The sequence below is a fragment of the Micromonospora inaquosa genome, assembly GCF_003857055.1.
Taxonomy (GTDB): domain Bacteria; phylum Actinomycetota; class Actinomycetes; order Mycobacteriales; family Micromonosporaceae; genus Micromonospora; species Micromonospora inaquosa.
The window spans coordinates 1-13,494 of sequence record NZ_QGSZ01000335.1; the positions used below are offsets into that span (position 1 = coordinate 1).

Consider the following 13,494-nt stretch of genomic DNA (forward strand, 5'->3'; position numbering starts at 1 on the left):
GTATTCAACGACCCCGACCCGGCCACGATTCCAGCCCACGAGTGCGACCGACCACACCCCACCCGCCACCGGACAAACCACCCACACGCCACCGACCTGCGGCGTCGAAAGCGGGCCCCCACCCGGTGATCCACTCGGGTTCACGGAAAACGGGGTATCCCGGGCGGCGGGACACCCCGACTTCATGAAACACGAGTCGATCACGATCGACTCGGCGCACGAAACGCCGCAAGGCGGACACAACACCCCTTGGATCGGACGTGGTCATCGCACGGCCCGGTCGTCTCCGGACTTGAAGGGGTGGCGCTGGAGGGCCGGGCGTACCGGCGGACGGGCTGGCGCCCGTCGGAGTGTTCCGACGGGCGCCAGCTTCCGTGCGATCCGGGCGTAGCCCGGTGGTGTTGATTAGTGCGCCGCACCACCGAAGCGCTGGCGGCGACGCCAGGCCAGGGTCAGCAGCAGCATGACCGCTCCGGCGCCGACGAGGCCGCCGCCGAGCTTCATGGGCGTGCCGAGGCTGTCACCCGTGACGGGCAGCGGCTGCTTCTTGTGCAGCACCCGCAGCTCGGTGGTGGCGGTCCGGCCGGACTCCCGACCGGTGGCGGTGAAGGTCAGCAGACCCGTCACCGACGGCCGGTAGCTCTTGGTGAAGCGACCCTGGGCGTTGGTGAACGCCGTGAAGTTCAGGGGCGCGCTCGCCTGGTAGGCCACCGGGGTCATGGCCACGGTGGTGCCGTCGCTCCGGCGAGCCGGAGCCTGACCGCCAGCGGGGGCGGCCATCGGAGTCACGGTCACCGAGATGTCGACGGTCTCGTTCGGACCGAAGCCGGTGCCGGTCAGCAACACCGTCTCGCCGAGGAAGATCGTCGGCCGGTTGACGGTCAGCGAAGCGGCTGCCGGCGGGTACGGTGGCGGCTGGGGCGGGTCAGTGGTCGCGCTGGGCGCCGGCTGCGGCTGTGCCGCCCCCGCTGCCGTCGGCACGGCCACCACGGCCAGGCCGACCGTGAGCGCCATGATGATGCGGGATAGCCGCATGATTGGTTCCCTCCTACTGGTCACAGCTTGGTGCGGAATGAACTTGGGTGGTCCAGGGGCTGGCGGTGGGGGTCAGCCACAGCTCGGCCTGCCCGACGCCGGTCTTGGCCGTCAGCACGGTGACCTCCAGCGCCCTCTCGGCACCGGGGCCGACATCCACGCTGGCCGTCGCCACCTGACGGCGGCGTTCGGTGCCGCTGCCAAGTGCCGTCTCGACCCCGTCGAGCCGGGCCTCGAGCACCGCTCCACCAGCCGGGCTGAAGATCGACACCAACGTGCGTGCGGTGTACGGATCACCAGCCAGGCCGAGGCCGAGGACCGACTTGCTGAGTCCGGACTTCGGCGCCGTCGAGCGGAGGGTCACCCGCAGCCGGAGCTCGCGGCGGCCGTCAGGTCGGCATTCGCCGACCGTGAGGTTCGCCGTCGGCCGCAGGTAGTAGCCGAGCTTCGCGCCACTGCCGTCGTTGAGGAACACGCCGACTGTCGGCACGGTGTCCTGTTCCGGAAGCGTCCCGGCCATCCGGCTGTCGCCGAATGTCCGCTGTTCCTCAGGTCGGGCACTCCAGAACAATATCCGGCGTTCAGTGATAGCACGGTCAAATGCGGACAACAACACCTTCGAGTTGACATTCTTCTTGAAAAAGGCGTCGAACACCGCTGCCGCCGATGCCGCGAAGAACTCGTCCTGCTGCTTGACGTCCAGCCGTTGGTAGCTGTCATTGAGCAGGGTCTGCACGACCTTCTCGCTGGCGAGCGGCACACCGCCGGGCACGAGCACCGGGCCGGTCGCCTTCAACAGGTAGGACAGCACCACCGGGTCGACGGCGAGCACGCCGTCGACAGTGGTGCCGGTCTTGCGCCGGAACATCTCGCGGTACAACTTGGCCGCGGTCGGGAAGTGCGGAGACAGATTGACGTCGGCGGGATAGATGCCGGGCAGGTCGGTCCAGAGGGCACGGATCTCGGCAGGCACCTTCAGCCCCGGGGTGAACAGACCAAACGAGGCACTGCTGCCCTGCTTGCCCATCTTCACCTTGCCGTTCTCGGCCTCGATCATCGCGTACGCACCGAACATGCCGCCGGTCGCACGCAGTTCGGCGAGGTTCTGCGAGACGAGCAGGTACTTGCGTGGGCCGTTCGCGCCGAGCAGCGGCGGCAGCAGGCGGGCTCCCTGGTCGGCGGCCGTGGTGAGGCTGGCCAGCCGGTCGATCTCGGCACGCAGGTCGGTCAGCGCCTGCCGAATCTGGCTGACCAGCCGGTCGGCGGGCACCGCGGCCAGGTCCCGGCGCGTGCGCTGGACCGACTCGTGCACCTGGGTCAGCTCGGCGGAGACGGCGGTGAGTCGGGCCAGGTCGAGCCGGCCGCCGCTCGGCACCAGGCTGGTCAGGTCGGTGCGGAGCAGGGTCGGGAACGCCTGCCGGGCCAGGTCGTCGATGGCAATGGCGATCTGCCGAACGGCGTCGAGGTCGTCGCCGGCGATCGGCGTATGCCGGCCGAGCCGCCAACTCGGGTCGGTCGTCGCGGCTCGAGCCGCACCGGCCTGCTCCTGCAGCGCGGCGAGGGTCCGCAGCGCCCGGTCACTGTCCCCACCGACCACCTGGGCGCTCAACTCCCGCGCCAGCCCAGCGGCGTTGAGCAGGTGAGCGCGCGCCTGCCAACCGCGGAAGCCGATCCATCCGCCGGTCGCCAGCAGCAGCGAGCCGACTACCAGGGCGCCGAGGAGGGCCCGTCGCAGTCGGGCACGCCGACGACGCCGGGACCGGCTCCGACGCCGGATCGGTCGTTCGCTCTCCGTCACACCACACTCCCGTTCACGGAACCGGACAGAAGGTCGATTCCCAGACGTTCTTAGCACGCCTTAGGGAACTTCGTACCGTTATTGCAACTGTTGCCCGTTTGATGAGTCTTCTTCGCGGTGCCCTGCGGGCTGGGGTGCGACCCGTCCGGCCGCCTCGTGCAACAGCCGTTCGATCTGGTCCACCCCGGCGGGCAGCGACATCTCACGCAGGTACGCGGCCCGCCCCCGACGCCCCATCTCGGTGCGGGTCGGCGGCGGAATGGTGGCGGCCAACCAGAACCGGTCCGCCAGCGCCGCCCAGTCCTCCGGTGGGCAGGACAACCCGGCCCGAGCCCGTTCGACCAGCTCGGCCGTGTCCCCGCCGGCCGACGCGATCACCGGCGAGGCGCAGGAGAGCGCGGCCTGCAGCTTGCCGGGCACCGTGCCACGCAGTTCCGGAAGGTCGCGCGACATGACCAGCTGGTAGTCGGCGGCCGCGTACAGCTCGGGCATGTCGACCGGCGACCGCCGCTCCAGGAAGCGGACGTTGTCCGCACCCAGCTCGGCGGCGAGCCCCCGCACCCGCCGCTCCGCCGCTCCCGAACCGACCAGGACCAGATCCATCGTCCGGTCCAGCGCCGCGGCCGCCCGGACCGCGGTTTCCAACCCCTGCCGCGCCCCGATGGTCCCGGCGTGCATCACCACGCACCGACCGTCCCGACGGACCAGCTGGCGGGCCGCCGCGCCGGGCGTCGCCGGGTGGAAGATCCGCTCGTCGGTCCAGTTCAGCACCAGCCGGACCCGGGCCGGGTCGGCACCGGCGGCGACCACCAGATCCCGCATCGACGGCGCGGCGACCGCGATACGCGCCGCGGTCCGGTAGATCCGGGTCATCGTGCTGCCCAGCCGCGCCGCCCAGCGCCCCTCGCTCCCCTCGTCCGCGCCGTCGCGAGCCCAGACGTCCTGCACGTGCAGCACCGCCGGCACTCGCCCAAGCAGTCGGAGCACCCCGGCGGCGGCGAACGTCGTCGCCGGGAGTTGGAAGACGTAGAGCGCGTCGACGTCGCCAAGGAACCGGCGTGCGACCAGCCCCGCACTGCCAGCGAAGGAGAGGTAGCTGGCCATCCGGCCGCCGACGGACGCGGCGCCCCCGGGGTACCGGGGCACCCGTCGGACGCTGAGCCGTTGGCTGTGCGTCTCGTGGTGCCACCGCTGCCGCCAGCCGGGATAGACGTGCCCGCCGGGGTAGTCCGGAAAGCCGGTGAGGACCCGTACCTCGTGCCCACGCGCGGCCAACTCCTCGGCGAGGCTCCCGGGGATGAACGCCGGCTCGGGCGGAAAGTGGTACGACAGGATGCCGATCCTCACCGGTTCGCCCCCGTCCGACGCGGATCGACGTCGGCCGGCGCGGCACCACGGCCGGCGGGTGTGCGGCCCGCGTACGATGCCGACAACCCCTCCCCGCGCGGCCACCGGCGTCGACGCACCGCCCTCACGGTGCGCGCACCCCGGTCCGCACCGATGAGAGGGGCACCGATGCCTGATCGCGTGTTGTTCGTCTGCCACGCCAACCTGTGCCGGTCGCCGATGGCCGAGTACCTGGCCCGCCGGCTGCTGGCCGACCGACCCGTCGAGGTGGCCAGCGCCGGCACCGACGCGATCGACGGGCTGGCCATGCACCCGTACGCCGTGGAGGTCGCTACCGAGAGCGGCGCGGACCCGGCGGCGTTCCGGACCCGGGTGTTGCGCCCCGAGTACCTGGTCGACGCCACGCTCGTGCTGACCGCGACCCGACGCCAACGTTCGGTCTGCACCGCGTTGGCGCCGGGAGCGCTGCACCGGACGTTCACGCTGCGCCAGTTCGGCCGGCTGGCCGCCGCGGCCGAGCCGCCCGCCGGGTCGGCCGACGACCCGCTGGGGGCGGCGATCGCCGCCGCCGCCCAGGCCCGGGGACGGCTGCAACCGGCCGCCCCGGACGCGGACGACCTTCGAGACCCGATCGGCGGCACCGCCGCCGATTTCCGACTCTGCGCCGAGGAGATCGAACGGTCGCTGCGACCCCTCGCCGCGCTCATCGGGGCAGCCGGGTGAGTTCCTGGGTGTGGTCGGCGACGCCGTTGACCCCGGTGATGGTCTCGCTGTGCCGGCCGGACGCGGCCCGGTCGGCCGGTACCGATGCTCCGGTCGTCGAGGCGACCACCCGGTAGGCCTCGTACTGGTACGCCTCAGCCTTGGCCACCTTGGCCATGTTCAGCACACAGCCGAGCAGCCGGACCGAGACCGAGTGCAGTGAACGGGCCGCCGCGGCGACCTGGGTCCGGGAGGTACGACCCTGCTGGGTCACCAGCAGCGCGCCGTCGGCCTGCACGGCCACCACCACGCCGTCGGTCACCGCGAGCAGCGGCGCGGTGTCGATGATCACGATGTCGGCCGACTCGCGCAGCGCCAGCAGCAGATCCGACATGGCCTTGGAGCCGAGCAGTTCGCTCGGGTTCGGCGGGGCGGACCCACTGGGCAGCACCAACAGCGACTTGTCTCCCCAGCGCTGCACGACGTCGCCCACCTTCACGTCGCCCACCAGCACGTCGGTGAGGCCGACGCCGGCGTCCAGGCCCAGGTAGTCGTCGACCTTCGGGCGGCGCAGATCCGCGTCGACCAGCAGCACCCGCCAGCCCGCCTCGGCCAGCGCGATGGCCAGGTTGCAGGAGAGCGTGGTCTTACCCTCGCCCTGCAGGGCGCTGGTCACCGCGATGACCCGGGCCGGCTCGTGGACGTCCACGAAGCGCAGGTTGGTTCGCAGTTTGCGGACCGCCTCGGCCCGCGCCGAGTTCGCGGCGTCGCCCACGATGAGCGGGGCGCTGCGGGCGTTGGCCTCGAACGGAATCTCACCGAGCAGCGCGCTGCCGGTGGCGCGTTGCAGTCCGGCGGCGTCGCGCAGTCGGACGTCGGCGACGCCCCGCAGGATCGCCAGGCCGACGCCGAGGATCAGGCCGATCACGCCACCGAGGGCGAGGTTGCGGACCGGCTGCGGCGAGACGGGGTTGGCGCTGACCCGCGGGCCACTGACCACTTCGATCTTGATGGGCGCCTTGCCCTCCGGCGTCGTCTCGACCTTCTGGACGAGTTCGACGAACTTGTTGGCGAGGGTCTCCGTCACCCGCAACGCACGGGTCTGATCGGTGTCGGTGACCGACGCCCGCAGCAGAACGGTGCCGGTCTCGGTGGAGGTGCTCACCCGGCGCTGCACCTCGTCCGCGGTGAGGCCAACCGGGGTTTCGGCCACCACGCTCTGCGCCAGCCGGTCACTGCTGAGCAGGTCGGCGTACGACTTCACGCGCTGCTGAAGGAAGAGCCCGCCCTGGTAGGCGTCGGTGACGCCCGAGTTGGGGGTGGTAACGAAGAAGGTCACCGAGGCGACGTAACGGGGTTGGGCCCGTACGGTCAGGAACGCCGAGATGCCGAGGGCCACCATGACCGTGACCAGTGCGACCCACCAGTGCCGACGCACGTGGCGCAATTGGCGGAGCAGGTCCATCAGGAGCGCCTCCGTGTCGGTCCGGTTACGCCAAAGAACTTCACGAAAACCCCCAAGGTCGTCTCTAAACTCGTGAAACCATTAAAGCGGCTCATACGGCTTATGTCCGGAGTTATGTGTTTTCCGGTGGCGTGATGTACGCCCGCATGACCAACCCGACAAACACCCATTCGGCTGCGGCGACAACCGGGAAAAGTCGGATGCCGATCGGATGGCATCCGATCGGCCCAGCGGTCACGCCGACCGAACCGCGGGATAGGGTCGACAACGGTGTGCCGGGAAGCCTGGTCGGCGAGTGGATTTTTGCCGTCCCGACTCCCCTAGGTGAGCCCGCAGATGACCCGCCACACCCCGCCATCGGCGCCGCCGAAGATCCGACTGTTCTCCCGGTCATCCTGGCCGGAGGCCCGGCACCTGGCCGACGTGCTCCGTACCGAGACCGTCGGTGGCGCGCTGCTGCTGTCAGGCGCCGTGATCGCGCTGATCTGGGCCAACTCCCCGTGGTCCGACTCGTACACCCGGCTGGGCGACGTCGTGCCCTGGCCCGGCGCGCCCTGGCACCTCGACCTGAATCTGGCCACCTGGGCGGCCGACGGCCTGCTGGCCATCTTCTTCTTCGTGGTGGGCCTGGAGCTCAAACGGGAGTTCGTCGCCGGTGACCTCCGCGACCCGCGCCGAGCCGCGCTGCCGATGGCGGCCGCGCTCGGCGGGATGCTGCTGCCGGCGCTGATCTACGTGGCGGTGGTGCTGAGCGGGGGCGGGGAGGGCCTGCGCGGTTGGGCCATTCCGACAGCCACCGACATCGCATTCGCGCTCGCCGTACTCGCGGTGGTCAGCTCACATCTGCCCCAGGGCCTGCGCGCATTCCTGCTCACCCTCGCGGTGGTCGACGACCTGTTCGCGATCATCATCATCGCGATCTTCTACACCGCCGGCTTCCATCCCGTTCCGCTGCTCGCCGCGTTCGCGGCGATCGGGCTCTTCGCGGTGCTGGTGCAGCGAGGGCGTACCTGGTGGTGGGCGCTGATCCCCCTCGCAATCGCCGCCTGGACACTGATGCACGCCTCGGGCGTGCACGCCACGGTCGCCGGGGTCCTGCTCGGCTTCACGGTCCCGGTGCTCGCCCGTCGACCCGCGGGCGGCGACCAGCCGACCACCGGCAACGAGCAGGCGGGCGCCGCGGAGGCGGGCGAGGGTGGGCTCGCCGCCCGCCTGGAGCACCGCTGGCGGCCGGTGTCGGCCGGCTTCGCGGTGCCGATCTTCGCCCTCTTCGCCGCCGGGGTCACACTTCGCGGCACCGACCTGGGCGCCCTGCTGCGCGACCCGATCGTGATCGCCATCGTCGCCGGTCTGGTGTTCGGCAAGAGCATCGGCATCTTCGGCTCGACGTACCTGCTGGCCCGGTTCACCCGCGCCGAACTGGACGAGGACATCACCTGGGTCGACCTGCTCGGGATCGCCCTGCTGGCCGGCGTCGGATTCACCGTCTCGCTGCTCATCGGCGACCTGGCCTTCGGGGCGGGCAGCACGGCAGACGACCGGGTCAAGGCGGCAGTGCTGCTCGGCTCGGTGATCTCCGCCGGGCTGGCCGCCACGGTGCTCGTCCGCCGCAACGCGGCGTACCGGAGGGTGGCGGAGCGGGAGCGGCTGGACACCGACGGGGACGGCGTTCCCGACGTCTACCAGCACCCCGACGCCCGGTGACAGCGCCGGTGCGGCCCGCGGTGGCCGTGCGGCCCGACCAGCGCGGGTTTCGCCGTCGTGCCGAGCCGCACCAACCGCGGGGGCCTGCGCTCAGTGGCGACGGTCGGCGGGCGGCAGGTCCTCGGTCTCCTCGACCAACGCCTCGGCCGTCGGCCCGGTGAGGTCGTCGCCCGGCACCGCCACCGCCTCGGCGCGATCCTGCTCGTCGGGCTTCCCGCCGGGCTGCGGCTCCGGTGCGGTGGCACCGCCGGCAAAGCCGTACTCGTTAGGTTCGTCGTGCCGACCCATGTGGTCATCCTCCCGCTTTACCGATTTCGCCTGTCGACGCCAACGGTAGGTGGTGATCGTCGTCGGCGCAGCGGGCCCGCGATTGTCGGCCGGACCACGGCGGTGGCCTGCTCAGCGCCACCCCGAGCAGCTGGCGCAGGGCGATGATCGCCGCCGCGCCGGCCAGGCCGTTCCAACCCGGCTCACCAGCGAGCCGGAGCACGCCGGCCGCGGTGAGCAGGTCCAGCAGGATACGGACGCCGCTGCGCAGCGCCCCGGTGCTGAGCACGGTGACCACCCCGGCGACCAGCGCGAGGGCGGTAACCGCCGTGACCAGGGCGCCCATCATGGTCGACGCGCCCCTTCGGTGACCTGACGCTGCTCCTGACGGATCTCGCGGCCCAGGAAGTAGTTCAACGCCGTTCGGATCGTCGCGATCGCGGCCAGTTGGCCGATCTGCGCGAACGAGGGGGACACCGCCGTGCGCAGCACGTCGGCCGCCAGCTGGAATTCCAGGCCGAGGGTCAGAAAGCGACCCAGCGAGAGCCGAATCGGCGTGAAGCGGGCGGCGGTGCGGTGTCGCAGCCCCTCGACCACGAACCGCACCGCCGCCCACACCGCGCCAACGAAGATCACCAGCGCGCCGGCCACCTCCACCACCGCAACCAGCACCTGGTCGCCCTGGCGTAACAACTCGGCCGGGTCCACCCCGGGCCGTTACCCGCCCACGGGCCGGCTAGTCGGCGCTCAGGTCAGCTCGTTCACCGCCTCCAGGATCAGCCAGAGACCGGAGATGGCGAAGAGGATCGCGGCACCGTACTTGATGGCTTTCTCCGGCAGCCGCCGACCGAGCATCCGGCCGACCAGGATGGCCAGCGCGTCCGCGGCCACCATGCCGATGGTGGAGCCGAGCCAGGTGCCGAACCAGCCGTACTTGGTGGCGAGCGTGATCGTGGCCAGCATCGTCTTGTCGCCCAGCTCGGCGAGGAAGAACGCCACCGACACCGCCACCAGCGCGGTCTTGTTGGTCTTCTCCGCCTTACGCTTCTCCTCCTCGGTGAGTTTGTCCCCGCGCAGCGTCCACGCACCGAACCCGAGGAACGCCACACCAGCCACCAGGGAGATCCACTCGGTCGGCAGCACCGCCCCGAGACCCGCGCCGATGGCGACCGAGGCCAGGTGCACCACCGCGGTGGCGACCGTGATGCCGATCAGTACCGGGATCGGTTTGAACCGCGTGGCGAAAGTCAGCGCCATCAGCTGGGACTTGTCCCCCAGCTCGGCGACGAAGATGACGCCGAAGCTGACGACCAGCGCGGCGAAAAATCCCTCCATGACGTCCTTCCCGTTCACGCCGGGAGGAGGTACAGGGGTGCCCTCGACCCGGCTGCAACAGCCTGAGTCGAAGGTCTCGCCCGCCCCGAAAACACCGGGGCCGCGTGGCCGGATGCGGAACGCACCAGTATGTCGACCACGACATTGGGGGCTACTCCCCTTCGCGTGGCCAGCCTATCGGATCACCCTCCGACCCGGCCGAGTCGGGTGAACAGGCTCACCGCGCCCTCGCCAGCGTGACGCCGAAGAGCGCGTCCGGATCGGTCCAGAACTCCGCGGTGGCGAAGCCCGCCGTGGCCAACTCCGCGGCGATCCCCTCCGGGCGGAACTTCGCCGAAACCTCGGTACGCAGCTCCTCCCCCGCCGCGAAGTCGACGGTCAGCCCCAGCACCCGCACGCTCATCGGCCGGGTCGCCCGCAACCGCATCTCGATCCACTCGTGGTCGGAATCCCAGACGGCGACGTGCGCAAAGGCGGGCGGGTCGAAGTCGGCACCCAACTCGCGATTGATCACGTACAGCACGTTGCGGTTGAACTCGGCGGTGACCCCGGCGGCGTCGTCGTACGCGGGCACGATCACCGACGGGTCCTTCACCAGGTCCGTGCCGAGCAACAGCCAGTCACCGACCTCCAGCGCGGCACGCATCGCCGTGAGGAACTCGGCCCGCTCGGCGGGCAACAGGTTGCCGATGGTGCCGCCGAGGAACACCACCAACCGCCGGCCGCCGGTGGGCAGCCGATCCAGTTGCCGGGTGAAGTCCCCCACGATGCCCCGAACCCGCAGGCGGGGATAGTCGGCGGCGATCTGGGCGGTGGACCCCCGCAGCGCGCTGACCGACACGTCCAGGGGGACGAACGTGCCCAGCCCACCCCGGCGGGTGAAGGCGTCCAGCAGCAGCCGGGTCTTCTCCGACGAACCGGAGCCCAACTCGATGAGCGTCTTGGCCCCGGTCAGCGCCGCGATGTCGCCGGCACGCGCGGCCAGCACCGCCCGCTCGGCCCGGGTCGGGTAGTACTCGGGCAGTCGGGTGATCTCCTCGAACAGCTCGCTGCCCCGGGCGTCGTAGAACCACTTCGGCGGCAGCCACTTCGGCTCCGCGCTCAGCCCGGCCCGGACGTCGTCGCGCAGGCCGCGCTCCAGGTCGCCCTCTTCGAGGTAGATCTCCAGGGGTTCCGCGGTCATCGGTTCGCTCCTCTGTTCGATCAACCGTTGCGTGTCTGCCCGGCGAGGCGCACCCGGGCCGGCAGTGGATTTACCCGCACCTCGCCCGCGGTGGCGACGACGAGGTGCCCCTCCGGCACCGACCGCCACCCGGGATCGTCGTCGTGTGGCTCGGAGGCGAGCAGCACCGAACCCGGCGCCTCGCGGACCGACAACGCGTGCCCTGCCACACTTGCCACCACCCGGTGCCCGTCGCTGAGCAGCAGGTTGAGCCGCGACCCGGGAGCGGCGGCGGCCACGTCGGTCACCGTCCGCCCGACCGCCTCGACCGCGTCGACGCCAGCGCGCAACCGATGCCGCACCAGCGCCCAGAGCAGCGCCGAGTCGGTGGCGGCGTCCAGGGTGAGCAGATCACGCACCGGCAGACCGGCGGCGAGCGGCACCACGGCGTCCGGCCAGCCGCGGACCACACCGTTGTGGCTGAACAGCCAGCGCCCCTCGGCGAAGGGCGCCACCGCGCCGTCGAGCACCGCCATCCCGACCGTGGCCGAGCGCACCGCCGCCAGCACCGCCGAACTGCGGGTCACCGCGGCGAGCTGGGCGATGGTCGGGTCGCTCCAGATCGGCTGCGCCCGCCGGTACCGCACCGGCTCACCCTCACCCGGGTACCAGCCGACACCGAACCCGTCGGCGTTGATCGTCCCGCCGCCGCGCATGTCGCGGGGTGCCCAGGACTGCCGCACCAACGAATGCGGAGGGTCGAACAACAGCTCGGCAAGGGTGACCGGCGGCCCCAGGTAGGCCAGGTGGCGGCACATCAGCGCCCACGGCCCGCCGCCGGGCCACCGGTCCTGCGGCCCCTCACCGGTACGACTCGTCCGGTCGCACGTCCCGGGCGCAGCGGAAACCGCTGAAGATCTGCCGGCGGATCGGATAGTCCCAGTTGCGGAAGGTGCCCCGACAGGCAGAGCGGTCGGTGCCGAACGAGCCACCGCGCAGCACCCGGTAGTCATCGCCGAAGAAGACCTCCGAATATTCGCGATAGGGGAACGCGGTGAACCCCGGATGCCCGTCGAACGCGGTCGAGGTCCACTCCCAGACATCGCCGATGAGCTGGTGCACACCCAACGGCGAAGCGCCCGCCGGGTACGCGCCCACCGGCGCCGGCCACAGATGCCGCTGGTCGAGGTTGGCGTGCGCCTCGGTCGGGTCGTCGTCCCCCCAGGGGTAACGGCGCGACCGCCCGGTCGTCGGATCCCACCGGGCCGCCTTCTCCCACTCCGCCTCGGTCGGTAGCCGCTTGCCGGCCCACGCCGCGTACGCCTGCGCCTCGTACCAGCACACATGCACCACCGGCTCGTCGGCGCGAACCCGAGCCCACCGACCGAAGCGCCGACAGCACCAGTCGTCGCCGTCGCGCCGCCAGTGCATCGGCGCGCTGAGCTGCTCCCGAACCCGATGCTCCCAACCGGCCGGGCTCCACCAGCGCTGCTCCGTGTAGCCGCCGTCGGCGATGAAGGCCGCGTACTGACCGTTGGTCACCGGGGCGGCGTCGATGACGTACGCCGGGAGGTCGACCCGGTGTGCCGGACGTTCGTTGTCCAACGCCCACGGATCGGTGTCGGTGCCCATGCTGAACTCGCCGGCCGGCACCAGCACCTCCGCGCCGACCCGAACCGACGGCTCGGGCGGCGGCGGGGCGTGCAGCGCCGCCGGCCCGGAGCGCAGCTGATGGGTGGCGAGCATCGTCTCGTCGTGCTGCTGCTCGTGCTGCACGATCATGCCGAAGGCGAACCCGTCGGCGACCAGCGGCCGCCCGGTGAAGGCCACCGCGTCGAGCAGGTCGTGCACCTTGTCCCGAACGGTGGCCAGGTAGGCGCGCGCCTCCGCGGGCGGTAACAGGGGCAGCGCGGGGCGGTCCCGCCGCGGCTGCTTGAACGCGTCGTACAACTCGTCGATGTCACACCGGACCGGCTCCCGGCCCCCGACATCACGGACCAACCAGAGCTCCTCCTGGTTACCCACATGGGCAAGGTCCCAGACCAACGGCGACATCAGCGGTGAGTGCTGGCGGATCAGGTCGGCGTCGTCGACCACCTCGGTCAACAACGTGCTACGGGCACGAGCCCGCGCCAACTCCGTCGCGATGCGGTCACGCAACTGCTCCCCGTCGAGGGCGCCTTCCGTTCGCGACTGCGAGGCTCGCAAACCCGGCTCACTCCTCGCGCTCACTGGTCTCTCCTCTCTGTGGCGGCCAGCCGTCGGCGCACACCTCGCTGGATCTCGTCGTGGGTGCTGGTCGGCAGCTCCAGTCGGGGTAGGGCGGTGAGGGACAGGTCGAGCAGTGCCGCCGCCGCGGCGGCCAGCGCCGGGTCGGCCAGACCGTGCCGGGCGGCGGCCGACCAGCGGTGCGCCACCGGCGTGGCGACGGTGTACGCCTCGCGCACGGTGCCCGGGTCGCTGAACAGGGCGGTCAGCACCGCCAACGGCAGCGTCCAGTCCCGGTCAGGTTGGGCGTCCAGGTAGCGCAGCTCCAGGTAGCCGCGCGGCCGCACCGGTGGGAAGAGAGTGCTGACGTGGTAGTCGAGGTCATCGGTGGTGGGCGAGTGCGGCAGCGCGCCGTCGAGCCAGTCGGCGAAGGTCACGCCGGGCGGCGCGGCCCAGTCGGCGTTGCGCGGT

14 protein-coding genes are annotated in these 13,494 nt (G+C 71.4%); 2 read left to right on the forward strand and 12 right to left on the reverse strand.

The genetic code is table 11. The features are described from left to right. Positions 1-405: 405 nt before the first annotated feature. The 3 genes from DLJ59_RS30590 to DLJ59_RS30600 form a co-directional block, all read right to left on the reverse strand. Positions 406-1,035 (reverse strand): hypothetical protein, encoded by a 630-nt coding sequence (locus tag DLJ59_RS30590; protein ID WP_124777032.1) that lies wholly within the window; start codon positions 1,033-1,035, stop codon positions 406-408. Positions 1,036-1,048: 13 nt separating this feature from the next. After that, positions 1,049-2,833 (reverse strand): DUF4012 domain-containing protein, encoded by a 1,785-nt coding sequence (locus DLJ59_RS30595; RefSeq protein ID WP_124777034.1) that lies wholly within the window; start codon positions 2,831-2,833, stop codon positions 1,049-1,051. Positions 2,834-2,911: 78 nt separating this feature from the next. After that, complete coding sequence (locus DLJ59_RS30600) at positions 2,912-4,180, reverse strand: glycosyltransferase family 4 protein (protein ID WP_124777036.1); 1,269 nt, start codon at positions 4,178-4,180, stop codon at positions 2,912-2,914. 168 nt (positions 4,181-4,348) lie between these two features. Here DLJ59_RS30600 and DLJ59_RS30605 point away from each other — a divergent pair, with 168 nt between their 5' ends. Then, positions 4,349-4,903: an arsenate reductase/protein-tyrosine-phosphatase family protein gene (locus DLJ59_RS30605; protein ID WP_124777038.1), complete on the forward strand. Its 555-nt coding sequence runs from the start codon at positions 4,349-4,351 to the stop codon at positions 4,901-4,903. Here the strand turns inward: DLJ59_RS30605 and DLJ59_RS30610 are convergent. Next, a complete protein-coding gene (locus DLJ59_RS30610) occupies positions 4,884-6,347 on the reverse strand; it encodes a tyrosine-protein kinase domain-containing protein (RefSeq protein ID WP_124777040.1) in 1,464 nt (487 codons plus the stop codon). The two genes, DLJ59_RS30605 and DLJ59_RS30610, sit on opposite strands and share 20 nt — an antisense overlap. 336 nt (positions 6,348-6,683) lie before the next feature. Here DLJ59_RS30610 and nhaA point away from each other — a divergent pair, with 336 nt between their 5' ends. Beyond that, positions 6,684-8,051 carry a Na+/H+ antiporter NhaA gene (nhaA, locus tag DLJ59_RS30615; protein WP_124777042.1) on the forward strand — a complete coding sequence of 456 codons (1,368 nt, stop codon included), beginning with the start codon at positions 6,684-6,686 and terminating at the stop codon, positions 8,049-8,051. Positions 8,052-8,141: 90 nt separating this feature from the next. Here the strand turns inward: nhaA and DLJ59_RS30620 are convergent, their stop codons facing one another. From DLJ59_RS30620 to DLJ59_RS30655, 8 genes are all read right to left on the reverse strand, one after another. After that, entirely contained in the window at positions 8,142-8,339 is a 198-nt protein-coding gene (locus tag DLJ59_RS30620; protein ID WP_124777044.1) for a hypothetical protein, read from the reverse strand. A gap of 4 nt (positions 8,340-8,343) precedes the next feature. Continuing rightward, positions 8,344-8,667 carry a hypothetical protein gene (locus DLJ59_RS30625; protein WP_124777047.1) on the reverse strand — a complete coding sequence of 108 codons (324 nt, stop codon included), beginning with the start codon at positions 8,665-8,667 and terminating at the stop codon, positions 8,344-8,346. After that, positions 8,664-9,026: a DUF1622 domain-containing protein gene (locus DLJ59_RS30630; protein WP_124777049.1), complete on the reverse strand. Its 363-nt coding sequence runs from the start codon at positions 9,024-9,026 to the stop codon at positions 8,664-8,666. Before DLJ59_RS30630 ends, DLJ59_RS30625 begins: the two co-directional genes overlap by 4 nt. A gap of 39 nt (positions 9,027-9,065) precedes the next feature. Further along, on the reverse strand, positions 9,066-9,653 hold the full coding sequence (locus tag DLJ59_RS30635; RefSeq protein WP_091397848.1) for a TMEM165/GDT1 family protein: 588 nt from the start codon (positions 9,651-9,653) through the stop codon (positions 9,066-9,068). Positions 9,654-9,870: 217 nt separating this feature from the next. After that, positions 9,871-10,836, reverse strand: coding sequence for an L-histidine N(alpha)-methyltransferase (gene egtD, locus DLJ59_RS30640; RefSeq protein WP_124777051.1), 966 nt, complete (start codon positions 10,834-10,836; stop codon positions 9,871-9,873). A gap of 20 nt (positions 10,837-10,856) precedes the next feature. Next, complete coding sequence (egtC, locus tag DLJ59_RS30645; protein WP_124777054.1) at positions 10,857-11,633, reverse strand: ergothioneine biosynthesis protein EgtC; 777 nt, start codon at positions 11,631-11,633, stop codon at positions 10,857-10,859. A 43-nt stretch (positions 11,634-11,676) separates the two neighbouring features. After that, a complete protein-coding gene (egtB, locus tag DLJ59_RS30650) occupies positions 11,677-13,023 on the reverse strand; it encodes an ergothioneine biosynthesis protein EgtB (RefSeq protein WP_124777056.1) in 1,347 nt (448 codons plus the stop codon). A 20-nt stretch (positions 13,024-13,043) separates the two neighbouring features. Continuing rightward, the coding region (locus tag DLJ59_RS30655) for a glutamate-cysteine ligase family protein (protein WP_244236310.1) at positions 13,044-13,494 on the reverse strand (451 nt) is incomplete at its 5' end.